The 22,672-nt window shown below is 61.8% G+C and carries 19 protein-coding genes; 8 read left to right on the top strand and 11 right to left on the bottom strand.

Translation table 11 applies throughout. The annotated features are described in order from the left end of the window. Positions 1 to 60: 60 nt before the first annotated feature. Entirely contained in the window at positions 61 to 1,158 is a 1,098-nt protein-coding gene (dctP, locus tag KUW18_RS07860; RefSeq protein ID WP_206941414.1) for a TRAP transporter substrate-binding protein DctP, read from the bottom strand. Positions 1,159 to 1,366: 208 nt separating this feature from the next. Here dctP and KUW18_RS07865 point away from each other — a divergent pair, with 208 nt between their 5' ends. Both KUW18_RS07865 and KUW18_RS07870 read left to right on the top strand, forming a co-directional pair. After that, positions 1,367 to 2,041, top strand: a complete 675-nt coding sequence (locus KUW18_RS07865) for a GntR family transcriptional regulator (RefSeq protein WP_206941413.1) — start codon at positions 1,367 to 1,369, stop codon at positions 2,039 to 2,041. Between the two features lie 147 nt (positions 2,042 to 2,188). Then, positions 2,189 to 3,670, top strand: coding sequence for a protein adenylyltransferase SelO (locus tag KUW18_RS07870; RefSeq protein ID WP_206941412.1), 1,482 nt, complete (start codon positions 2,189 to 2,191; stop codon positions 3,668 to 3,670). Positions 3,671 to 3,826: 156 nt separating this feature from the next. On the opposite strand, the gene KUW18_RS07875 is transcribed toward KUW18_RS07870, so the two are convergent. After that, positions 3,827 to 7,771: a NahK/ErcS family hybrid sensor histidine kinase/response regulator gene (locus KUW18_RS07875; protein WP_206941411.1), complete on the bottom strand. Its 3,945-nt coding sequence runs from the start codon at positions 7,769 to 7,771 to the stop codon at positions 3,827 to 3,829. Positions 7,772 to 8,153: 382 nt separating this feature from the next. On the opposite strand from KUW18_RS07875, the gene KUW18_RS07880 reads away from it, so the two are divergent. The 6 genes from KUW18_RS07880 to ttcA all read left to right on the top strand — a co-directional run bounded on the left by KUW18_RS07880 (position 8,154) and on the right by ttcA (position 14,254). Further along, entirely contained in the window at positions 8,154 to 8,411 is a 258-nt protein-coding gene (locus tag KUW18_RS07880; protein WP_206941410.1) for a DUF4212 domain-containing protein, read from the top strand. Between the two features lie 38 nt (positions 8,412 to 8,449). Next, the gene (locus KUW18_RS07885) at positions 8,450 to 10,243 is read left to right on the top strand and encodes a sodium:solute symporter family protein (RefSeq protein ID WP_206941409.1); all 1,794 of its coding nucleotides are present in this window, start codon (positions 8,450 to 8,452) and stop codon (positions 10,241 to 10,243) included. Between the two features lie 86 nt (positions 10,244 to 10,329). After that, on the top strand, positions 10,330 to 12,144 hold the full coding sequence (locus tag KUW18_RS07890; protein ID WP_206941408.1) for a DUF294 nucleotidyltransferase-like domain-containing protein: 1,815 nt from the start codon (positions 10,330 to 10,332) through the stop codon (positions 12,142 to 12,144). A 65-nt stretch (positions 12,145 to 12,209) separates the two neighbouring features. Next, positions 12,210 to 12,833 (top strand): 3'-5' exonuclease, encoded by a 624-nt coding sequence (locus KUW18_RS07895; protein WP_206941407.1) that lies wholly within the window; start codon positions 12,210 to 12,212, stop codon positions 12,831 to 12,833. Positions 12,834 to 12,921: 88 nt separating this feature from the next. Then, positions 12,922 to 13,161, top strand: coding sequence for a hypothetical protein (locus tag KUW18_RS07900; protein WP_224851978.1), 240 nt, complete (start codon positions 12,922 to 12,924; stop codon positions 13,159 to 13,161). 169 nt (positions 13,162 to 13,330) lie between these two features. After that, a complete protein-coding gene (gene ttcA, locus KUW18_RS07905) occupies positions 13,331 to 14,254 on the top strand; it encodes a tRNA 2-thiocytidine(32) synthetase TtcA (RefSeq protein ID WP_224851979.1) in 924 nt (307 codons plus the stop codon). 278 nt (positions 14,255 to 14,532) lie between these two features. Here ttcA and fnr read toward each other — a convergent pair whose 3' ends face one another. The 9 genes from fnr to ccoO form a co-directional block, all read right to left on the bottom strand. Beyond that, a complete protein-coding gene (fnr, locus tag KUW18_RS07910; protein ID WP_222561138.1) occupies positions 14,533 to 15,273 on the bottom strand; it encodes a fumarate/nitrate reduction transcriptional regulator Fnr in 741 nt (246 codons plus the stop codon). A 158-nt stretch (positions 15,274 to 15,431) separates the two neighbouring features. Continuing rightward, positions 15,432 to 16,118, bottom strand: coding sequence for a sulfite exporter TauE/SafE family protein (locus KUW18_RS07915; protein WP_206941402.1), 687 nt, complete (start codon positions 16,116 to 16,118; stop codon positions 15,432 to 15,434). A 9-nt stretch (positions 16,119 to 16,127) separates the two neighbouring features. Beyond that, a complete protein-coding gene (gene ccoS, locus KUW18_RS07920; protein WP_206941400.1) occupies positions 16,128 to 16,367 on the bottom strand; it encodes a cbb3-type cytochrome oxidase assembly protein CcoS in 240 nt (79 codons plus the stop codon). Continuing rightward, positions 16,364 to 18,817, bottom strand: a complete 2,454-nt coding sequence (locus KUW18_RS07925; RefSeq protein WP_206941398.1) for a heavy metal translocating P-type ATPase — start codon at positions 18,815 to 18,817, stop codon at positions 16,364 to 16,366. The genes ccoS and KUW18_RS07925 overlap by 4 nt, the downstream gene beginning before the upstream one ends. Beyond that, positions 18,817 to 19,341, bottom strand: a complete 525-nt coding sequence (locus tag KUW18_RS07930) for a FixH family protein (protein WP_206941396.1) — start codon at positions 19,339 to 19,341, stop codon at positions 18,817 to 18,819. Before KUW18_RS07930 ends, KUW18_RS07925 begins: the two co-directional genes overlap by 1 nt. After that, a complete protein-coding gene (gene ccoG, locus KUW18_RS07935; protein ID WP_261317352.1) occupies positions 19,341 to 20,768 on the bottom strand; it encodes a cytochrome c oxidase accessory protein CcoG in 1,428 nt (475 codons plus the stop codon). Before ccoG ends, KUW18_RS07930 begins: the two co-directional genes overlap by 1 nt. Positions 20,769 to 20,895: 127 nt before the next feature. After that, positions 20,896 to 21,828, bottom strand: coding sequence for a cytochrome-c oxidase, cbb3-type subunit III (gene ccoP / locus KUW18_RS07940; RefSeq protein WP_222162700.1), 933 nt, complete (start codon positions 21,826 to 21,828; stop codon positions 20,896 to 20,898). After that, a complete protein-coding gene (locus KUW18_RS07945; protein ID WP_206941393.1) occupies positions 21,825 to 22,037 on the bottom strand; it encodes a cbb3-type cytochrome oxidase subunit 3 in 213 nt (70 codons plus the stop codon). Before KUW18_RS07945 ends, ccoP begins: the two co-directional genes overlap by 4 nt. Positions 22,038 to 22,039: 2 nt before the next feature. Then, a complete protein-coding gene (ccoO, locus tag KUW18_RS07950) occupies positions 22,040 to 22,657 on the bottom strand; it encodes a cytochrome-c oxidase, cbb3-type subunit II (RefSeq protein ID WP_222162701.1) in 618 nt (205 codons plus the stop codon). Positions 22,658 to 22,672 lie beyond the last annotated feature (15 nt).

The raw sequence follows: 22,672 nt of genomic DNA on the forward strand, positions 1-22,672 counted from the left end.
CCGAGGTGACATGACGACAACGAGCAGCAAGGCGCGGCATCACGCCGCGCCTTCCTCGGTTCATTCCACGGCCAGGGCGGCGTCGATCAGCGCCTGACCGTTGTCCACGTTCTCGGCAAAGCTCTTGTAGGCGCTCTCCTTGGCCACCTCGAGCCAGGCATCGTAGTCCGCCTGGGACATCTGCACGACGTCCACGCCATTTTCCTCGAACACGTCCACCATGGTCTGATCCAGCTGGGCGGCCTGTTCCGCAAAGTAGGCCTCGGCCTTTTCACCGGCCTCGAGCAACGCCTGCTGCTGGGCCTCATCGAGTCGACTCCAGCTTTGCTCCGAGATCAGGATCGGCTCGTACATGAACCACAGGGCGTTTTCCCCCGGTGCTGTCAGGCAGCTGACCTGCTCGTAGATGCGGTAGGACACGAAGGAGCCGGACGAGGTGTTGGCACCGTCCAGGACACCGGTCTGCATGGCAGTGTAAATCTCTGACGATGGCATCGAGGCGATGGAAGCACCCGCGGTTGCCAGCATTTCATCGAAGGCCGGGCCTGCTGCGCGCATGGTCTGCCCCGCCACCGTGTCAGGTGAGGTGATGCACTGCTTGTTGGAGGCGAATCCACCGGCCAGCCAGGCATCGGCCAGCACCCGCGCACCGGCGTCCTGGATGACCTGCTTGATCATGTCCATGAACGCCGAGTCATTGAGTCGCTGGGCGCGTTCATGATTGCGCACCAGGCCAGGCATCAGCGTGGCGGAGAACTCAGGATGGCGCCCGCTGGCATAGTCCAGCGGCAGTGAGGTCATGTCGAGGCGACCGCGCACCAGGGCGCCCCACTGTTCCTTGGCCTTGAACAGGGACTGGCCGGGGTAGACCTGCAGGGCCAGGTCCACGTCGGCAGCTTCCACTTCCTTGGCCATCAGTTGCACCATTTCATCGCGGACATCTCCCTGGCCGCCAGGAAACTGGTGAGAGACCCGCAGCGTGGTTTCCGCGCTGGCCGAGGCGCTGACGGCCAGTGCCGACAGCGCAACGCAAGCGGCGACCGTCAGCGCTTTGGTGCCTGAGCGTGGTCGAGCCTGCTGGAGTGAGGGAGCGTCCTGAGTCGTGCAATCGCAATCAGCCGAGCGAGCGGGATGAGCGGGGGAGGCGTGGCGTGTCATGGTGTCTCCTTGAGGAGTTGTTATTGTGGCGATGGGTGCCGCGGACGGCGGGTGATAAAGGGTGTAAAAAATGTTTCATTTGCTATGATGTATACATCAATAGCCCTCAGGTATATTCCTGTCAATGCGGCAGGCTTAGACCAAGGTGGCGGTTGGGCCGATGAATCGATGAACTGGCAGAGTTAGGCTTGCCGGCGAGGATGATGACATGAGCAACAAGACCTCCAACGCTCAGCGCTTGAGAGACTCTCTAGAGGACGACATCATCAACGGTCGACGCGCGCCGGGTGAGCGCCTGGACCCCGAGGCCCTGTGCGAGGCCTACAAGGTATCGCGCACGCCGGTGCGAGAAGCCATCCAGCAGCTGGTAGCCAGTGGTCTGGTGACCGTCTATCCCAAGAAGGGCACCTTTGTGGCACGGCTCGGGCTTGAGCGATTGATCGAGATGTTCGAGGTGATGGCAGAGCTGGAGGGCATGTGTGGCCGTCTTGCTGCCCGGCGCATGACCCCGGAGGAACTTGAGGCGCTGCAGGCCGCCTTCGAGGGCTGCCAAAGAGCCAGCGAGACCGGCGACAGCGACGCCTACTATTATGAGAACGAGTCCTTTCACAGCATTATCTATGCGGCCAGTCACAACGCCTTCCTGTCCGAGGAGGCTCAGTCGCTCAAGCAGAGGCTGAAACCCTATCGTCGGCTGCAGCTGCAGGTGCGCTCCAGAATGCAGAGTTCTCTGGAGGAGCATCGCGCTGTGCTGGACGCTCTTACGGCTGGCGATGCGGAGGCCGCTGAGCGCATCTTGCGCGATCACGTGCTGATTCAGGGCGAGCGTTTCAGCGACTTCGTATCCAGCGTGCGCAAGCTTGAAGCCACCGCGGATCGCTGATCCTGCTGGTGAGCCTGGCCAATGATCAAGCACAATGCGGCCTGTCTTGCTGATCCTCTCCACCACGAAGCGTCTGTCCTAGGCTTGACGACGGCGCGTCTGGGGTCGAGGGTGGTCCCAGCGTCATTGCTAGCCTGAGGGTATGTCATGTTTCCCGCTTTTTCCGCGCACTATGCGTCCTTGCCGGATCGCATGCGAGCCGAGATGGCACCGACGCCGGTGTCGTCACCACGCTTGCTGGCGTTCAATCGCCCCCTGGCCGAGGCGTTGGGGCTGAACCTGGATGCCTTGGATGATCACCATCTTGCCGAGGTGCTGGGAGGCAACCTGGTGCCGGAGGGGGCCCGCCCTGTGGCGACTGCCTATGCTGGACATCAGTTCGGTAACTTCGTGCCTCAACTCGGAGACGGCCGCGCCCTGTTGTTGGGCGAGCTCACGCACCGGGATGGCACGCTGCGGGAGGTGCAACTCAAGGGAGCCGGGCGCACGCCGTTCTCCCGTGGAGGCGATGGCCGCGCCCCGTTGGGGCCGGTTCTACGGGAATACCTGGTATCCGAGGCCATGGCCGCCCTGGGGGTTCCTACCACACGCGCACTGGCAGCGGTGGCCAGCGGCGATTCCGTGGTGCGCCAGATGGTGGAGCCGGGTGCGGTACTGACGCGGGTGGCAACCAGCCACATCCGCGTGGGCACTTTCCAGTATTTTGCCGCGCGGCGGGATACCGAGGCCCTGTCTCTGTTGGTGGACTTCTGCATTGAGCGTCACTATCCACATCTGTCCGAGAGTACGGGAGGAGGCAGAGCGCTGGCGCTGCTGGACGCGGTGGTGGAGCGTCAAGCCAGTCTGATCGCCCAATGGAAGGGGCTTGGCTTCATCCATGGAGTGATGAACACCGACAACTGCGCGATCTCCGGTGAGACCATCGACTACGGGCCCTGCGCCTTCATGGACGCCTTTCATCCCCACCGGGTGTTCAGTTCCATCGACGAGCGAGGCCGTTATGCCTGGGACAATCAGCCCGCCATCGCCCAGTGGAACCTGGCGCGCCTGGCCGAGACGCTACTGCCGTTGATCGATGACGACCAGGAGCGTGCGGTTGCGCTGGCCACGGCGTCGATCGAGAACTTTGCCGAACAGCATGATGCTGCCTGGACCGCCGTGCTACGCGCCAAGCTGGGGCTCGATAGCCAAGACGACCAGTCAGGTGACCATGATCTTGCCCTGGGCGAGGACCTGCTCAAGGCAATGGAGGAGGGCAATGCCGACTTTACCCTTGGCTTCGCCCGTCTGTCGGCCGCGCTGGAAGATGGTGACGAGACCCTGGCCGAAGGATTCGAGCGACGTCATCGCCTTGACGACTGGCTGCCGCGTTGGCGCCAGCGGCTGCAGCAACAGGGTGCGGACGCGCCAACGCTGAGGCAGCGGCTGAGCGCAGCCAATCCCCTGGTGATCCCTCGCAACCACCTGGTCGAAAAGGCCATTCGGGCTGCGGTGGACGACGATGACCTGAGCGTCTTTAGCTCAGTGCTGGCCGCCGTGACGCGCCCCCATGAGGCGCCAAGCGAGGCCTGGCTGATGGCACCCCCGACGCGAGACGAGCGCGTGCTCAGAACCTTCTGTGGTACCTGACATTTTGCTGCTACTCGCCCCTGCGATCTGTGCCTGGGCGCTGTAGGTAATATCTGTACGTGAGACCAGCCCCCGCGCCGCATGGGCGGGGGCTGTGCGTCCAGGCAAACGCCGTAAAGGATGTCGGCGGCAAGGCTGCCTGCACGTTGCTGCACCTCATGAAGGGGCCTGGCTGGCCTGCAGGGTCCGCGTCAACAGCGCCCGCAGGGCCGCGGGCCGCACTGGCTTAAGCAGCAGCTGGAAGCCACCGCGACGGACCTCCTCTGCCACCTCTTCGGTACGGTCTGCTGTAATCACGATGCCGGGCACTTCTCCTTCGAGGCGCTCGCTCAGGGCATCCAGTGCCATCAGTCCAGTGACTTCATTGTCCAGATGGTAGTCGGCCAGGATGGCGTCAGGATCGCCATCCAGGTGTCGCAGTACCGACTTGGCGCCGCCGATGGAGGTGGCGGTGAAGACCTCGCAGCCCCAGCCCGACAGCATCGCCTTCATGCCCTCGAGAATCAGCGACTCGTTGTCGATACACAGAATGCGCTTGCCATCGAGCTTGCTGGCGACCTTGCGTGAGGGCTTGCTGTCCGACTCGGCGACCTCGGCCTTGGCCTCGACCCGCGGCACGCTGACCGAGAACACGGTGCCGATACCGACCCAGGAGCGCACGCGGATGGGATGATCGAGCACCCGGCTCATGCGGTCGGCAATCGACAGCCCCAGTCCCAGTCCCTTTTCGCTTTCCTTGTGTCGGGAAGCCTGGTCCAGCCGGCGGAACTCCTGAAAGATCTCCGCTTGCTTGGCCTCTGGAATACCAGGGCCGCTGTCCCACACCTCGATCAACAGACGTTCGCCCCGTCGCCGGATACCCAGCAGCACGCGGCCCTCCTGGGTGTAGCGAATCGCGTTCGACAGAAAATTCTGGATGATGCGCCTGAGCATCTGGCTGTCACTGTCGACCCACAGGCGTGAGCCCACCACCTTCAGGTCAAGACCTCGGTCCTCGGCCATTACCGCAAACTGGGCCTGCAGGGGCCGCAGGATATCGGTCAGGGCGAAGTGGCTGCGACGCGGCGTCAGCGCCCCGGCATCCAGCTTCGAGATGTCCAGCAGGGTGCCGAGGAGCTCCTCGGCAGACTGCAGCGAGCTGTCGATGTGGCCGATGGTGCGCTTCATGTCCTCGGCCCCCATGTCCTGGGACAGGGCCGAGGTGAACAGCCGCGCCGCATTGAGCGGCTGCAGCAGGTCGTGGCTGGCCGCCGCCAGGAAGCGGGTCTTGGAGGCATTGGCATCTTCGGCCACCTGCTTGGCCTGGCGCAGCGCCTGCTCCGCCTCGGCCCTGACCCGGTTTTCCTGGCGCAGTGCCGAGTTGGCCTCGGACAGCGCCAGAGTACGGGAGCGCACGCGCTCTTCCAACGTCTCGTTGGTTTCCTTCAGGGCAATCTCGGCTCGGCGGCGTTCAGTGATGTCCTGGTACAGGGCGAAGAAACCGAGGATGGCGCCACTGTCGCCGAAGTGGGGGGTGTAGGTCACCAGCATGTAGCGAAGCCCTTCACCGCTGATGTCCAGCGAGACCTCGAAACTGACCCGTTCTCCGGCCAGCGTGCGCTTGAACCAGGGCGTGCGCTCCTCTGCCATGTCGGTCGGGATCACGTCGGTGACCTTCTTGCCGATCACCTCGTTGCGGTTGATGCTGAAGGCTTGCTCGTAGGCCCGGTTGGTAAACAGGTAGCGGCACTCACGGTCGAAGTAGGCGATCAATGCCGGCACGTTGTCCGTGTAGATACGGATGTTGTTCTCGGAACGGATCAGCGCCTCTTCCGTGCGTTTCTGCTGGGTGATGTCCTGATAGGTGTAGACGAAGCCTCCACCGGGCATGGGATTGCCCTGGACCTCCAGCACGCTGCCGTCCTGGCGGTAGCGCACGTAGCGATGTGGTTGTCCCTCGCGAATGTTGTCGAGCAATAGCTCGACATGCTCTTCGGGGTCACCTGGGCCGTATTCTCCATTATGGGCGTTGTAGCGAAAGATGCGGTCGATGGGCGCGCCGACACGAATCAGATGGTCCGGGAAGCGAAACAGTTCCAGGTAACGCTGATTCCAGACCACCAGGCGCAGGTTCTGATCGACCACGCTGATGCCCTGGTTGATGTTCTCGATGGTGGCCTGAAGCAGGGCGCGGTTGAATTCCAGCACCTGGGACGCTTCATCGACGATGGATATCACGTCGGAAATACCGATGCCGCGTCCCTGCAGGGCGGAATTGACCACGATACGGGCGGACGACGCACCCAGTACGGATGCCAGAAAACGTTCGGTGAACTGGATCACGTCAATGGACGCTCGTGCGCTGTCTTCCAGTGCCTTGCCGTTGCGACGGGCGTAGTCGCTGAAGGCACGGTCAACCTGGCCGGCGCTGAGGAATCGCTGGCACAGCACCTTGAGGTCGCCCACCGTGGTGGCACCGGTCCAGGGACGATTGACCGAGGTCTGACGGGTTTCGACGCTGTCCACGAACAGCGAGGCCTGAATGCGCTCCACCACGCGCTGGGGCGTGACCTGGGACACGAAGATGTAGGCCACCAGGTTGATTCCCAGCGACAGCATGACGCCATGGGTGAAGTTATCGCCCACATGCAGCCCGAACAACGAGGTGGGCGACAGCCAGGCAATCCCCAGCGGCCCGCCACTGAGCCAGTCAGCCGGGAGCACGCCGGCGTTGATCATGGCGGGCAGCAGCAGCGTGTAAGCCCAGATGGCGAAGCCGGCATTCATGCCGACGATGACGCCAAGACGGTTGCCACGCTTCCAGTAGAGTCCCCCGATCAGTGCCGGCGCGAACTGCGCCGCAGCAGCAAAGGAGAGCATGCCGATCGAGGCCAGCGAGGTGAACTCACCGATCAGCTGATAGAAGCCGTAGGCCATCGCCAGGATCACCGCGATGGTGATCCGGCGAGCCCTGAGCACCAGACGTCCGTAGTCCCGCGGCTTGGTGTCAAACCAGCGCATGCGGAACAGGGCGGGAATCACGATTTCGTTGGATATCATGATGGAGACGGCGACCGCCGCGACGATCACCATGCCGGTGGCGGCCGAGAATCCACCGATGAAGGTCAGCAGTGTGAGCCAGCCCTGGTCCGCTGCCATCGGCAGCGACAGGACGTAGGTATCGGGCGCGACGTCAGTGCCGGTAAAGGTGGTCAGGCCAGCCGCCGCCAGCGGCAGTACAAAGAACGCGAACAGTACCAGGTACAGCGGGAACAGCCAGCGAGCGCGGGCGGCGTCGTCGCGGTGGGTGTTCTCCACCACGGTGACATGGAATTGTCGAGGCAGGCATAGAATGGCCAGCATCGCCAGCAAGGTCTGGGCCCAGAAACTCTGGCCGAAGTCCTGCTGGGCCAGCTGGCGTTGGAGTTGCAAGTGTATATCGGCGCGGGTGAGCAGGTCCTGCAGGCCGTCGAACATCCCCCAGGTCACATAGGCGCCGAGTACCAGAAAGGCTACCAGCTTGACCAGTGACTCGAAGGCCACCGCATGAATCAGGCCCTCATGATGCTCGGTGGCATCGGTATGGCGAGTGCCGAAGAGGATGGCAAAGATCGCCATGACCACCGCCACATAAAACGCCGTGTCTCCGAACAGCGGGGCTCGTGTGATATCGGATGCGTCGGTCAGCACCGCGAAGGAGGTCGACACCGCCTTCAGCTGAAGAGCGATATAGGGCAGCGTGCCGATCAATGCGACCAGACTCGCGAAAGCAGCCAGGGACTGGGTCTTGCCATAGCGTGAGGCGATAAAGTCGGCAATCGAGGTGATGTTCTGATGCTTGGCCACGCGCACCATCTTGGCCAGGACAGGCCAGAACAGCAGCAAGGTCAGCACCGGACCGACAAAGATGCTGGCAAACGACCAGCCTGAGGTGGCGGCCTGTCCGACGGCGCCGTGGAACGTCCACGACGTGCAGTAGATCGCCAGAGCCAGGCTGTAGACCAGCGGGCGCCGCTGGCTTGCGCCCTGATGCCGGGCACGCCGGTCGCCGCGCCAGGCAATGGCGAACAGCACGGCAATGTAGAGAAGTGAAACGACGATCAACAGCCAACCGGCAAACATGGGCACCTCCTCGATGTCAGCTGCCATTCTAGGGTATCGGAAGGCCGCCAGGCAGGGGGCGCAGGCTGTCTCTTGAGGCGAATATCACAGACTCGATGGATTTCTGTGGTATCGACCAACGTCGATTACCGGAAAATAAGGCAGAGAATCGCGACTAAGGTGGAATGCACCTTTGTAGTGATAGACCAACGGCTAATATTTGTTGAATGTTTTTATTTTGTTGAATTAAAAGAAATTTTTCATAACATGGTGCACTGCATTTATGATTTTCGACTAAAGTTATCGTTCCTCTAAAAGCCCTTTTGACTAGTCTTTTGTTCGAGCCTTTTAGCTCTGCCTGACAGGGCATTTGGCGAACAAACCACTTCTTGAGGGTAGCCTTATGCTAGACAAGAGCGCACAGGCCTACTGGAAACGAAATATTAGAACCATTCTTGGCTGTCTTGCCGTCTGGTTTGTCGTCTCCTATGGCTTCGGCATTCTCCTGGTGGATGTGCTCAATAACATCCGCTTCTTTGGCTTCAAGTTAGGCTTCTGGTTTGCACAGCAGGGATCCATCTACACCTTCATCGTGCTGATTATTTTCTACGCCTGGAAGATGAATCGACTCGATGAAGAGTACGACGTCCACGAACAGTGAAACCCGCAAAATAACGTCAATGAACGGGAATTGATTCCATGGATGTACAACTGCTTACCTATCTCTTTGTAGGGGCGTCATTCGCTCTCTACATCGGTATCGCGATCTGGTCGCGGGCCGGCTCCACCAAGGACTTCTATGTCGCGGGGGGAGGTGTTCACCCCGCAGCCAATGGCATGGCGACCGCAGCTGACTGGATGTCCGCGGCATCGTTCATTTCGATGGCAGGGTTGATCGCCTACCTGGGCTATGACGCTTCCGTCTATCTGATGGGCTGGACCGGTGGCTACGTCATGCTGGCGATGCTGCTGGCTCCCTACCTGCGCAAGTTCGGAAAGTTCACGGTGCCAGATTTCATCGGCGACCGTTACTACTCGAATATCGCGAGGACCGTAGCGGTCATCTGCGTCATCTTCGTCTCGTTCACCTACGTGGCCGGACAGATGCGAGGTGTCGGCATCGTTTTCGCGCGCTTCCTCGAAGTGGATGTGAACCTCGGCGTTGTCATCGGCATGGTCATCGTCTTCTTCTATGCGGTACTGGGGGGAATGAAGGGCATTACCTATACCCAGGTGGCTCAGTATTGCGTGCTGATCACCGCCTTCATCGTACCGGCAGTGTTTCTGTCGATCATGATGACCGGTCACGTGCTGCCCCAGACCGGCCTCGGTGCGACCTTCGTTGATGCAGCAGGTAACGATAGCGGTCAATACATCCTTGATCGTCTCGATGGCCTGCTGACAGATCTCGGTATCACGCCCTATACCGACGGTAGTCAGCCGATGATCAACGTGTTCTTCATCACCGCTGCGCTGATGTGTGGTACGGCGGGTCTGCCTCACGTCATCGTGCGGTTCTTCACCGTGCCGCGGGTTCGTGATGCGCGGGTCAGCGCCGGTTGGGCCCTGGTGTTCATCGCCTTGCTGTATACCACTGCACCGGCGGTGGGGGTATTCGCTCGCACCAACATCATCGAGACCGTGAACGAGACAAGCTACGAGGAGGTTCCTGGCTGGTTCAAGAGCTGGGAGACGGTTGGCCTGATCGGCTGGCTCGACAAGAACGACGATGGCAGGGTGCAGATGGGGCCAGGCGCGCCGTTCGAGGGCAAGCCCACCTTCGAGAGCGGTCCCCTGGAAGAAGCCTCCACGGGTAGCTACGGTCAGCGGGTGGTCACCAATGCACCCACCGACAGCGCCAACGAGGTGTATATCGATCGCGATATCATCGTGCTGGCCAACCCCGAGATCGGTGGCTTGCCAGCCTGGGTGATCGCGCTGATGGCGGCCGGTGGTGTAGCGGCAGCACTGTCGACCGCGGCCGGGCTGTTGCTGGTCATCTCGGCGGCTGTGTCCCATGACCTGATCAAGAAGCAGATCAACCCGAACCTCAGCGAGAAGGGAGAGCTGCTGGCTGCTCGTGGCGCTGCCGCGGTGGCAGTCGTGGTGGCCGGCTACTTTGGCATCAATCCTCCGGGCTTTGTGGCCCAGGTGGTGGCCTTTGCCTTCGGCTTGGCGGCGTCGTCCTTCTTCCCGGCCATTCTGCTTGGCATCTTCGACAAGCGCATGAACCGCGAGGGGGCCATCGTCGGCATGGTGCTGGGTCTCAGCTTCACCTTTACCTATATCGTCTATACCAAGTTCATCAACACGGATCCGTCGATCTGGTGGTTTGGTATTTCGCCGGAAGGTATCGGTACGCTCGGCATGATCCTGCACTTTGTGGTGGCGTTCGTGGTGTCGCGGGCAACTGCTGCTCCGCCGGAACACATCCAGGAACTGGTCGAGAACGTGCGGGTGCCAAGAGGTGCTGGTGTGGCCCACGCACACTAGAACGAGACGAGGGGCCCAGCGCCGTGGGCTCCTCTTCGCCAACCTGCTCAGCCCCGGGACAGCCGGGGTTGAGCACGGAGCGAACGATGATCGACATCAATGTCACAGAACCTCCCTTTGCGCTGCTGGATGATGCCGGACGCGAGCGTATTCGCGCAGGGCTTGATCTGGCGTACTACGCGCGGGATGAAGTGATTCTCGAGGCTGGACAGGCCGGCGAGTTCGTCTTTGTGATTCACAAGGGCGAAGTCGCCGAACTGGACATGAACGAGTCCTCCACCGGGGGACGTATCGGCCACTACACCAGTGGCGATCTGTTTGGCGCGATCAGCGTCATCAACGGCCAGAGCCGCTATCGTTTTGTCGCCGAACAGGAAACCCTGTGCTACCTGATGCCCAGGGCGTTGTTCCTCTCGCTGTGCGAACAGTCCGAGGACTTCTCCGATTACTTTCACCAGCGTCTGGTCAGCAAGACGCGGCTGCTGGCGGAGCGGCGTTCCGATGGCGGCGTGACGCTGGCCGGTTTCATGCTGGCCAAGGTGCATGAATGCATGCGGCCACCCCTGCTGGTGGACCCGTCCATCAGTATTCGTCAGGCGGTGCTCACGCTGAAGGAGAAGGGCGCCGACAGTCTGTTGGTGGATACCGCGGAAGGCCCCGGAATGCTGACCAAGACCGACCTGCTCGATGCGCTGGTGATGCAGGAGCGGGGAGGGGGCGATGCCCTGGAAGGTATCGCTGGCCTGGCACTGGTGAGCGTCACCAGGGACCAGTACCTGTTCGAAGCGCTGATCGAGATGACCCGCCACAAGGTGGCCAGGGTGGTGGTCTATCACGAAGGCGCGCTGGAAGGCGTGGTCGAGTTGACCGATGTGCTGAGCTATTTCTCCAGTCGCAGCTATGTGGTCAGTCTTCAGGTGGAGCAGGCTGACAGCCTGGCGGAACTGAACGAGGCCAGCCAGCGCACGCCTGAGCTGATCGATGCACTGATGGCGCAGGGAATTCGCATGCGCTTTGCCATGGGCATGCTGTCAGCGCTTAACGGTCGCATTATTGGCAAGGCATGGCAGTTTTCGATGCCCGCCCCTCAGCGCGACCGGGTCTGTCTTGTCGTGCTGGGAAGTGAGGGCAGGGGCGAACAGATCCTCAAGACGGATCAGGACAACGCGCTGATTCTCCCGGACGACCTCGAGTGGCCGGACCTGGCCGCGGACAGTCGTCGTTTTACCGAGGTGCTGATGGACCTGGGCTATCCGCGCTGCCCAGGCAATATCATGGTGTCCAATCCCCAATGGACAGGAACGCTGGAGCAGTGGCGCGGGCGTATTCGGCGATGGGTCGCGGAACCGGATGGCAATAGCTTGATGAGCCTGGCGATTCTGGTGGATGTCGCTGGCGTGGCAGGTGACATGGCGTTGGTGGACCGCCTGCGTGATGTGTTGATCGAGGAGACCAGGGGCAACGCGCTGTTGCTGACCCATCTGGCCCGCGCGGTACTGCGGTTCTCTACGCCATTGACGCTGTTCGGCTCGCTCAAGAAGCCCGCACACGGCATCGACATCAAGAAAGGGGGCATCTTCCCGATCGTTCATGGGGTTCGCACCATGGCGCTGGATGCTGGTCTGCGCGAGACCTCGACCCACGATCGCCTGTCCGCTCTGGCTAGGCTCGGTCGCCTCGATGCAGAGGTGGCGGAAGACCTCGGTGAGGCGCTGTCACTATTCAGTGAGCTGAGGCTCAAGGCCCAGCTCAGGTGCCAGCGCGATGATCTCCTGGCCAGCGACAACGTGGTGGTGCAGTCCCTCAACTCCCTGGAGCGTGACCTGTTGCGGGAGGCACTTCATCTAGTGAAGGAGTTCAAGGGCAGTCTGTCCCATCGTTATCACCTGGAGTATGCATGAGCGTCGAGGCATCGCCTCAGGGAAAACTGACCTGGCGTCAGTGGTTTCGTTTAGGAGAGTACCCCATGCTGCGAGCGATCAGACGTGCGGCCGACCGCCGTCGTCAAGCCGATGGCGATTTTGCCTGGCTTTTCAATCCCTACACCGGTGATGAGTTGGTGTCCATCGACTGCGAGACCACCGGCCTGGATACGCGTCGCGCCGAACTGGTGTCGATTGCGGCAGTGCGGATCCACGATGGGCGCGTGTTGACCAGCGAGTCGCTTGATCTGCGGCTGGAGCCCCCGGCCAGCCTGGATGGTGATTCCATCAAGATTCACCGCCTGCGTGGGGTCGATCTTGAGGGTGGGATGCCGGTGCGTGATGCCCTCGAGACGCTGCTGGAATTCATCGGCAACCGTCCGCTGGTGGGGTGGTGCATCGACTTTGACCTGGCCATGCTCGATCGCTATCTCAAGGCGGAGTTTGGCTTCTCGTTGCCTAACGCCACCATCGATGTGGCGCAGCAGTACCGCAAGCGGATGCGGCGCAGCCACCCCGAACTTGAGCTGCAGCCGACTTTCGAACAATTGGCAGAGCGCCTGGGAGTGCCGATCATGGGACGGCATACCGCATTGGGTGATGCCGTCACTACGGCACTGATGCATTTGCGGCTGGACGCCGACGCGCTGGCCGAGTCGTCTCGATGATGCCATCCACGCCGCTGTCACCACGCGTGACCTGGGACGAGCGGCGTGTCAGGTGCCGTAACAGTCACCGTAATGGGGAGATCTTTGCATGAGCCTTCATGGTCTGATGATGTTGCTTGAGCCGACGTTGCTATCGCTTGGCCTGTTGGCTGTGATGGTGGCTTACTGCCAGTACTATCGCCGCACCCGTGACCTGTGGGGGATGGTCAAGTTCTGGGAGAAGCGTCTGACGCTGACGGTGAGTGAGCACGCCTGGCAACGCTTCGGCATCTTGCTGCTGTTGCTTGGTGTGGTGGCGCGCTATCTGCTGGCACTACAAGTCGTCTAGCCACAGGTCGTCTTGTCACAGGGCGGCTAATCAAAAGCACCTTGGCCCAGGACATGCGGTTGTGAACCAGCGTAATCGCAGGGGTGAGTGGTTGCTGACTTCTTCGCCTGTGGCGGACGTGAGTGATAGACTAGCGGGTCTTCATTTTCAGCCGTGATGTGCCCTGCCCATGTCTGCTCAGCCCGCTTCCGCCTCCCTGTTTGATCCCCGTGTCCTCGACCGTCGTGATGCCGCGTCCCCGGCAGCTGACGACGAGCGCGCCCAGGCCAAGGCCAAGCGCGAGTTCAACAAGCTGCAGAAGCGTCTGCGGCGTCAGACCGGCAACGCCATCATCGATTACGGCATGATTCAGGAAGGCGACAAGGTCATGGTATGCCTGTCCGGCGGCAAGGACAGCTACACCATGCTCGAGATTCTCCGCAGCCTGCAGCGCAATGCGCCGGTGAACTTCTCCCTGGTGGCGGTCAACCTCGACCAAAAGCAGCCCGGCTTTCCCGAGCACGTGCTACCGGACTACCTGGACAGCATTGGCGTGGACTACCACATCCTCGAGCGTGACACCTACTCGGTGGTGAAGGAAAAGACCCCCGAGGGCAAGACCACCTGCGCGCTGTGCTCGCGACTGCGCCGAGGGTCGCTGTACGGTTTTGCGGAAGAGATCGGTGCGACCAAGATTGCCCTGGGACACCACCGCGAGGATATTCTCGAGACGCTGTTCCTCAACATGTTCTTCGGGGGAAGTCTCAAGGCCATGCCGCCCAAGCTGCTGTCCGATGATGGCAAGAACATTGTCATCCGGCCGCTGGCGTACTGCCGCGAGGCGGACATCCAGGCCTACAGCGATGCCATGGCCTTTCCGATCATTCCCTGCAACCTCTGCGGTTCGCAGCCCAACCTGCAGCGCCAGGTGGTGAAGGAAATGCTGGCAGAGTGGGAGGCCAAGCACCCAGGGCGCCTGGAGAGCATGTTCAAGGCCGTGACCAACGTGGCACCCTCGCAGCTGGCGGACCGGGAGCTGTTCGACTTTGAAGGTCTGGAGGCCGTGCAGGCGCATCGCCAGGCTCGGCGTATTGATATCGTTGACGCCGACTAAGCTCGCCTGAACAAGCCCAGCTGAAGAGCCCCTGCTGAACATGCCTTGCTGAAAAGGCACTGCTGAAGCGCGAAGCGAGCTAGGGCTACATCACGCAGTGGCCCTCTTCAATGTCTGAACGCTCGTCCCGATAAGATAGCAAGAGGCCGCATCCTGGGATGCGGCCTCTTTTGTTGATGGAGTCGGTATATCGTCGCCCTACCTAGGGGGGCTGGGCTCGTGGCGTGGCACGACGTCTATCGGTCGCTGTCGGCCGCAGGCCCTGTCAGCGCCGCGGATCAGCTGGCGTCGGTGTCAGCCAGGTTCGACAGTGAGGCGAGGTCCAGGATATTGACCTCCCGTCCAGAGACGGCCACCAGGTCCTGCTGTTGAAAGCGCCCCAGAATGCGGCTGACCGTTTCGACGGCTAGTCCCAGGTGGTTGCCGATATCTGCCCGGGACATGGACAGGCGGAAGCTGAACGGCGAGTAGCCGCGGCGGCGGAAACGGTCCGACAGTCCGAGGAAGAAGCAGGCCAGTCGTTGGTCAGCGGTCTTGCGCGACAGCAGCTGCATCATGCGGCGATCCTCGCGCAGCTCCTTGCTGAGGGTGCGGAACAGTTGCGCGCGTAGTTCCGGCAGCGTTTGGGTCAGGGCGTCAAGGCGATCGAAGGGAATCTCACATACGGTCGTGGTCTCGAGTGCCACCACGCTGCCGGGGTATCTGCCGTCGTCGATGCCGTCCAGGCCGACCAGTTCACTGGGCAAGAAGAAGTTGGTCAGCTGCGCTTCGCCACTACCTTCGGTGGTGATCTGCTTGAGGCTACCGGAGCGAACCGTGAAGACGCTCGTGAAGCGATCTCCCTGCTCGACCAGGCGAGTGCCCTTCTTGATCGGAGGATGACGGCGGATAATGGAATCGAAGCGCTCGAGGTCAGCGGTCTCCAGCGACAACGGAAGGCACAGGGAGCTCAAGCTGCAGGACTCGCAACGAGTCTCGTGTAGCATGGGGCGCCGTCGATCTTGGGCCGATGGACTCATTCGCAGCTCCTGTGGGTCTGGGGTTTATGATGAGCAAAGCATGTAGGAAACTGGCTTTCCCTTGCTGCATGCTATTGTCGCTATTCTACACACAGATATTAGGCCAAAGGAGCATATACCTCTTTTGCCTCAATAATCTGGCGGCGATATGATAATCGTCAATTTCCTACAATTTGTAGGATATTCCACACAGCTAAACCGACAATCATGCCCGCTGCCATAAATCGTGTGGCAGGGTGTGCCAGCAAACTCTGCAGCTGACGCGCAGCAATCCCTGTTGTCACCAGTGCCGGTAGCGTCCCCAGGCCAAAGCAGAGCATGAGTAGTGCTCCACGGGCAGGGTCTGCGATGGCCATGCTCCATGCCAGCATGGAATACACCAGGCCACAGGGCAGCCAGCCCCAGATGGCCCCGAGTGCAACCGCCTGAGGTAGCTTGACCACTGGCAACAGGCGACGTCCTGCTGGCTCCAGGTACCTCCACAGGCGCTGGCCCAATGCCTCCAGCCAGCGTAGCCCTTTCCACAGGTTGGCAATGTAAAGCGCCATCGTGATCAGCATCAGGCTGGCAACCACCTGCAGCAGGTCCCGCATGCCCGGTGCCAGCGCCACCACAGAGCCTAGGCTTGCGACCATAGCGCCTGCCAGGCAGTAGCTGAACAGACGTCCCGAGTTGTAGCCAAGTAGTAAAATTCCTACACGAACAGGGTGGCGCATGCTCGGGGGAATGGCAAAGGTCAGGGCGCTCATTATACCGCCGCACATGCCGATGCAATGTGCTCCGCCAAGCAGCCCGAAGACAAAAGCCGCCATCGCGGGCGGCAGGTCTAGACCTACTGGGTTCATGCGTTCTGCTCAGGATCCAGGGGGTGGCGTGGAATCATGTTCGTCGGCTGTTGTGTCATCGACCGGTGTCTCTTTTGCCGGCTTTCTGGATGGGTTCGATGTCGGCGGGTCTTCGTCCTCGAACAGGATGCGATAGGCAGGACCCTCCAGATCGTCGAATTGATCGTTGCGGACCGCCCAGAAAAACGCCCATACCGCCAGACTCAACAGGATCAGCGACAGCGGTATCAACAGATAGAGAATGTTCATTGAGCATGCGCCGCTACGGCAAGACGTGAGGGTGATGGCGGCGCCGCGCGTCTCAGGCGAAGGGCATTGCCTATGACCAGCAGCGAGCTGATCGACATGCCGATGGCGGCGAGCCACGGAGGCACGAAGCCCAACGCGGCGGCGGGCAGCGCGACGACGTTGTAGAGCACTGACCAGGCGAGGTTCTGGCGAATGATGCGGCGCGTCTGGCGTGCGCTATGGATAGCCTGGACGATACGCTCCAGCGGCTCGCCGAGCAAGATCAGGTCGGCGCGAGTGCGTGTCAGGTCACTGGCGCCAGCAACGGCAATGGCGAGATCCGCCCCGGCCAGAACGGGCACATCGTTGATGCCATCTCCCACCATGGCAACGACCTCTCCCGCTTGCTGACGCTTGCGGACCAATGTGAGCTTGTCCTCGGGACTGGCGTTGCCGTGCCACTGCGCTACCCCCAGCTGATCGGCCAGGGGCTGAACGTTGCCGGGGCGATCGCCGGACAGGATCTCGATCTCGATACCCGCTTCGCGGATAGCCGCAAGGGTCATGGCGGCGTCTGTGCGGGGCTGGTCGTGTAGCTGGAACCAGGCGACAGCCTGCCCCTCGCATGCCAGCAGCAGCCACAGGCCGTCGCCTGGTATGTCGAGGGGGGGCTGGCTGGCCAGGGCAAAGTCCGGGCGTCCAAGGCGCCAACACTGCCCAGCCACGTAACCTTCCACGCCCTGACCGGGGACGTTGCGAATGTCGCTGGCCGTGACTCGGGCGTCGCGCCAGGGCCGGAAGGCATGGGCGACCGGGTGCTCCGAGCCGACTTCCAACGCAGCGGCCAGCTGACGAGGGTCGATGTCTGCAAGGCAGTCTGCCGTGAGGCGTCGGTGCTCGGCCAGGCGCAGCTGACCTCGAGTCAAGGTGCCGGTCTTGTCAAAGATGATGCGGTCGAGGCGGGCCAGGGTTTCCAGCGCATCGGCGCGAGCGACCAGCACGCCGGCGCGACGCAGACGCCCGTGGGCGACGGTCAAGGCGGTAGGCGTGGCCAGTGCCAAGGCGCAGGGACAGGTGACGACAAGTACCGACAGAGTGACCCACAGGCTGCGACTGGGGTCGATCCACCACCAGGCCATGGCGACCAGGGTGGTGATGATCAGCAGATTCAGGACAAAGCGGTGAGACACCTGCTCTGCCACCTTGGCGATACGCGGGCGATGGGCAAAGGCTCGGTCGGTAAGGTCAAGGATGCCAGCTGCGCGGGTCGCGTCCCCGACACGCAGGACGTCGAGCTCCACCGGGCTGTCGATGCACAGCGTGCCAGCGTGAACGATATCGCCCTGTCGTCGTAGTGAGGGCAGCGACTCACCGGTCAGCAGCGACTCGTCGATCTGTGCCACGCCTGATGTCAGGACGCCGTCAGCCGGAATCAGTGAGCCAGGACTGACGCGCACGCGATCACCCGGTTCGAGCTTGCTGGCGGGAATGACCCGTTCGTCGCCATTGGCCTCGACGCGCACTGCAGCGCTGGGCAAGGCGCTGGCCAGAACGTTGCCCTGGCGCCCGTAGTGGGCGCGGGCGCGGGATTCCAGGTAGCGACCGAACAGCAGGAAGAAGGTGAACATGCTGACCGAATCGAAGTAGCGATCTCCCGATTGGCTGACCACCGACCAGCAGCTCGCCAGGTAGGCGCCACCGATGGCCAGGGAGACGGGAACATCCATGCCGAGTATGCGCGAGCGTACGTCCCGCAAGGCGCCCAGGAAGAACGGTTGAGCGGCATACAGCACGACAGGCGTCGTCAGCGCCAGTGATAGCCAGGCAAACAGCTGGTCGAAATCGGCGCTGAGGTCCCCGCTGTCGACGTAGTGGGGGATCGAGAACATCAGCACCTGCATCATGCCTACCGCTGCCACTATCAAGCGGCGAACCATCTGGCGCGACTGGTGCTTGAGGCGCAGTTGAGCCTGGTCGGGTTCGTAGGGTTGCGAGGGGTAACCGATGGCCGCCATCTCGGCAAGAATGCGTGACAGCGTCAGCTGGCTCGGGTCCCAGCTCACCTGCAGGCGATGTTGCGACAGATTGACGGCGCTGCTGGCCAGACCATCGAGAGCGTTCAGGCGATGCTCGATCAACCAGGCGCAGGCGGCGCAGGTGATGCCGTCCACCGCCAGGGTGGCGACCTGATGCCCGTCGCGCTGGCGCACGAATCGGGCTTGCAGGCCGGGGTCATCGAAGACCTGGTAGCGTTCGGCGTCCGCGGGCGTGGCCGAGGGACGCTCAGGCATGGCGGTGCGAAAGCGGTAGTAGCTATCGAGGCCACCGTCGACAATGGCGTGAGCCACGGCTTCGCATCCGGGACAGCACAGGGGGTGCGCTTGCTGATCGATGGTGATCGACCAGGGGGCTCCTGCTTCCACCGTGGCGCCGCAGTGGTAGCAGGACCGCGGAGTATCGGTAGCCGGCATCACAGACCTGGCGTCAGGTGAATGGTGCCGTCTCGCGGGAATTCGGCCTCGCCGGTCAAGCGCCATGCAGCATCATCGCCGCTGCCGTCCTCGATCCATGGCTGGAGCTGCAGGTACCAGCGGTAGCGAAGGTTGCGCTCCAGGGTGCCAACATATTGCCCACTACGGGTATGGCTCAGGGTCAGCAGGCGGTCGCGATCCCCATCGGTGGGAAACTTCAGCTCCAGCTGCAGGCGCTCGGGGCGCTCTTCGCCGAGCAGCTGGACGACCACGTCCCCGGTGGTGGCATCGATCCGCAGATCGGCTGCCAGCCCAAGGGCTTCGGCGCGCTGCTGCTTTTCCAGCTGAACATTGATCGCCAGCCCCTCCTTGTAATAGTCGTCCGGTACCGAGCCATCGAAATAGCGGATCGACAGCGCCAGGTAGACCATGCTGAAGGTGACCGACGACAGCAGCAAAGCAATCAGAAACCAGGGCCAGAACTGCTTGTACCAGGGCGGCACCTGGGGATCGGACGAAGACATCAGGGGGTGACTCCTATGAATCGACTTTCGCGTTCCACCGCGACCGAGGGATCGTCTTCAGCGTGCAGGCGGACGCTGATGTCGGCGCTACGCTGTTCCATCAAAGCAGGATTTACGCTCAGCGTCATCACCAGCTGCCGGGACGCGTTGGCGGGTACCTCGAGTGACTCGGTATCGCTCTGCAGGCCCTCGATGCCGGTGACTTCGATCAGATAGCGGTGTGCCTGATTGTCGAGATTGCGCACGGTGATGGCGTACGAGTTGGCGATACGCCCATCGCTCAGCGTCTGAAACAGCCGCGCCCGATCGCGCTCGACGTCGACGTCCAGCGGGGTGCGGTCGGCCAGGGTCCAGATAAACAGCCCGATCATCACCAGCAACGCCACCAGGTAGCCGATCAGGCGTGGCCTGAGCAAATGGGTCTTGTTGCCGTCAAGGGCATGCTCGGTGGTGTAGCGAACCAGACCCCGAGGGTAGCCCATCTTGTCCATGACGCTGTCGCAGGCATCAATGCAGGCGGCGCAGGTGATGCACTGATACTGCAAGCCATCGCGAATGTCGATGCCGGTAGGGCAGACCTGGACGCAGAGTTCGCAGTCAATGCAGTGGCCGAGTCCCTGCTCGGTGGGGTCGGCACTGCGCTTGCGGGGGCCACGGGGCTCACCTCGATGATAATCGTAGGAGACGATCAGCGTATCGCGATCGAACATCACCGACTGGAAGCGGGCATAAGGACACATGTACAGACACACTTGCTCCCGTAGCCAGCCAGCGTTGAGGTAGGTGAAGACAATGAAGAAGCCGACCCAGAAGTAGGACCAGCCGTTGGCTGACAGGGTGGCCAGGTCGACGACCAGGCCCTTGATGGGCGTAAAGTAGCCGACAAAGGTGATGCCGGTGGCGGCGGCGATGATCAGCCAGATCGCGTGCTTGGCGCTCTTGCGCAGGAGCTTATCGGCATCAAGGGCGCGCTTGTCCAGCTTGATGCGGCGGTTGCGTGGCCCCTCGACACGATGCTCGACCCAGATGAACAGAAACGTCCAGACGCTCTGGGGGCAGGTGTAGCCACACCATACCCGGCCGGCAAACACCGTGATGAAGAACAGGCCAAAGGCGCAGATGATCAAGAGCCAGGACAGCAGCACGAACTCCTGGGGGTAGAAGGTCGCCGCAAAGATGTGGAATTCGCGACCCGGCAGGTCAAACCAGACCGCAGGACGGTCTCCCCATGGCACCCAAGGCAACAGCAGAAATCCCAGCATCAGCGCCCAGTTGGCAGCACGCCGGGCCCGTTGAAAGACGCCCTTCATCTCGCGTACGTAAATATGACGGCGGCTCTCGTACATGCTGTGTGACGAGGGGGCTTCGGGTGTGTGGTGGGATACCGCGCTGTCGGTCACATCTTGGGTGGGTATCTTGTCGCTCATGGCAGGCTCGCATCGCTGACCGATCATTCGTCGTTGTGACGACGGTCAGTCTAGCGATCGTCAGGTAGGTGAGAGGCCAGTGCGGCGCTTGGCCGCACTGGATACGGGGGTGGCCCCCTCTTGTGGATTACTGCGCAGGCTGGCTCAGGCTGTAGACGTAGGCCGCCACCAGATGCACGCGCTCCTCGCCGATGTAGGCGGCCTGGGCAGGCATATGGCCATTGCGGCCGTTACGCAGCGTCTGGCGAATCGAGTCGGCCAGGCTCTGTCCCGGTGCCTGGTACAACCAGGTCTCGTCGGTCAGGTTGGGGGCTCCCAGCGCCTGGTTGCCAGTACCGTCAGGCGAGTGACACGCCGCACACACCGATCCGAACACCGCGCCCCCCTTGTCAGCGCGCTCAGCATCTTCGGCCTGGCCGGACAGCGACAGCACATGCTGAGTCAGGTTCTCGATGTTGTCGGCGCCGAGTTGCTGCCACGAGGGCATCAGTCCGTTCCGCCCGTTCTCGATGGTGGCGACAATGTGCTCGGGCTCGCCCCCGTACAGCCAGTCCGTGTCAGTCAGGTTGGGGAATCCGTAGCCGCCCTTGGCATTCGAGCCGTGGCAGATCGCGCAGTTGTTGAGAAAGATACGCTCGGCAATCTGCATGGCCTCGGCATCCTTGATCAACTCCGGCACCGGGATTTCCTGATACTTCTCGAAGATCGGTGTGAAGCGCTGTTCGGCCTGGGCCACTTCTTCCTCCCACTGGCCTTCCTGACTCCAGCCCAGCACGCCGGCGAAATTGCCCAGGCCCGGATACAGCACCAGGTAGCCAAGTGAAAAGATCACGGTGGCAACGTAGAGCTGGAACCACCAACGTGGCAGCGGGTTATCGTATTCCGCAATGCCGTCGGCGGTATGGCCGGTGGTCTCGACAGTACCGTCTGCATCAGGGCGCTTGTCGGTCTTGCGATTGGCCCATAGCAGCCAGAAGGCGAAGCCAATCGTGCCGAGCGTGATGACGATGATCCAGGCGCTCCAGAAGCCTGAGAGGGCATCACCCCAGAGTGTATTCATGTGTTCTTTTCTCCCCTGTCCTTTCGGGAATCGGCCTGTTGCTCGGCCATGCGGTCACGGTTCGGTTGCTCGTCGTCATCCGCGAACGGCAGGTTGGCTGCCTGTTCGAACTCGCGCTTGCGACGGCTGGAATACGCCCAGGCCACCAGGCCCAGAAAGGCGACCAGCAGAATGCCGGTGAGAATGCCGCGAAAGGTTCCGATATCCATGGTTACGGGCTCTTTGCCGAGTTGGGCAGTACGGTGCCAAGCTGCTGCAGGTAGGCCACCAGCGCGGTGATCTCCCGTTCGCCGCGAACATCGCTGGTCGCGCTGGCGATCTGTTCGTCGGTATAGGGCACGCCCAGGGTCTGGAGGGTGCGCATCTTGGCTGGGGTGTGTTCGCCATCCAGGGTGTTCTCGAACAGCCAGGGATACGCCGGCATGATCGACTCAGGCACCACGTCACGCGGGTTGTACAGGTGCGCGCGGTGCCAGTCGTCGCTGTAGCGACCGCCGACGCGGGCAAGATCCGGACCGGTTCGCTTGGAGCCCCACATGAAGTTGTGCTCGTAGACGGATTCGCCTGCCACGCTGTAGTGGCCGTAGCGTTCGGTTTCCGCCCGGAAGGGACGAATCATCTGCGAGTGGCAGCCGACGCAGCCTTCCCGGCGATAGATGTCACGGCCCTCGAGTTGCAGCGCTGTCAGTGGCTTGAGGCCATCCACCGGCTCGGTCGTCTGCTTCTGGAAGAACAGCGGCACGATCTCGGCCAGGCCGCCAAAGCTGATCACCACCAGCACCAGCACCGCCATCAGGCCGACGTTCTTTTCTATGATCTCGTGTCTCATGTCAGTCTCGGTCCT

The sequence above is a fragment of the Halomonas sp. DP5Y7-2 genome, assembly GCF_019802025.1.
GTDB classification, from domain to species: domain Bacteria; phylum Pseudomonadota; class Gammaproteobacteria; order Pseudomonadales; family Halomonadaceae; genus Halomonas; species Halomonas litopenaei_A.

Coding starts and splice junctions, on each gene's coding strand:
- KUW18_RS07890 (WP_206941408.1), top strand. CDS start 10,330: ATGATCGACATCAATGTCACAGAACCTCCCTTTGCGCTGCTGGATGAT.
- KUW18_RS07930 (WP_206941396.1), bottom strand. CDS start 19,341: ATGTCTTCGTCCGATCCCCAGGTGCCGCCCTGGTACAAGCAGTTCTGG.
- ttcA (WP_224851979.1), top strand. CDS start 13,331: ATGTCTGCTCAGCCCGCTTCCGCCTCCCTGTTTGATCCCCGTGTCCTC.
- KUW18_RS07895 (WP_206941407.1), top strand. CDS start 12,210: ATGCTGCGAGCGATCAGACGTGCGGCCGACCGCCGTCGTCAAGCCGAT.
- KUW18_RS07875 (WP_206941411.1), bottom strand. CDS start 7,771: ATGTTTGCCGGTTGGCTGTTGATCGTCGTTTCACTTCTCTACATTGCC.
- KUW18_RS07880 (WP_206941410.1), top strand. CDS start 8,154: ATGCTAGACAAGAGCGCACAGGCCTACTGGAAACGAAATATTAGAACC.
- KUW18_RS07865 (WP_206941413.1), top strand. CDS start 1,367: ATGAGCAACAAGACCTCCAACGCTCAGCGCTTGAGAGACTCTCTAGAG.
- KUW18_RS07925 (WP_206941398.1), bottom strand. CDS start 18,817: ATGCCGGCTACCGATACTCCGCGGTCCTGCTACCACTGCGGCGCCACG.
- ccoG (WP_261317352.1), bottom strand. CDS start 20,768: ATGAGCGACAAGATACCCACCCAAGATGTGACCGACAGCGCGGTATCC.
- KUW18_RS07915 (WP_206941402.1), bottom strand. CDS start 16,118: ATGAACCCAGTAGGTCTAGACCTGCCGCCCGCGATGGCGGCTTTTGTC.
- ccoP (WP_222162700.1), bottom strand. CDS start 21,828: ATGAATACACTCTGGGGTGATGCCCTCTCAGGCTTCTGGAGCGCCTGG.
- dctP (WP_206941414.1), bottom strand. CDS start 1,158: ATGACACGCCACGCCTCCCCCGCTCATCCCGCTCGCTCGGCTGATTGC.
- ccoS (WP_206941400.1), bottom strand. CDS start 16,367: ATGAACATTCTCTATCTGTTGATACCGCTGTCGCTGATCCTGTTGAGT.
- fnr (WP_222561138.1), bottom strand. CDS start 15,273: ATGAGTCCATCGGCCCAAGATCGACGGCGCCCCATGCTACACGAGACT.
- KUW18_RS07945 (WP_206941393.1), bottom strand. CDS start 22,037: ATGGATATCGGAACCTTTCGCGGCATTCTCACCGGCATTCTGCTGGTC.
- KUW18_RS07885 (WP_206941409.1), top strand. CDS start 8,450: ATGGATGTACAACTGCTTACCTATCTCTTTGTAGGGGCGTCATTCGCT.
- KUW18_RS07900 (WP_224851978.1), top strand. CDS start 12,922: ATGAGCCTTCATGGTCTGATGATGTTGCTTGAGCCGACGTTGCTATCG.
- ccoO (WP_222162701.1), bottom strand. CDS start 22,657: ATGAGACACGAGATCATAGAAAAGAACGTCGGCCTGATGGCGGTGCTG.
- KUW18_RS07870 (WP_206941412.1), top strand. CDS start 2,189: ATGTTTCCCGCTTTTTCCGCGCACTATGCGTCCTTGCCGGATCGCATG.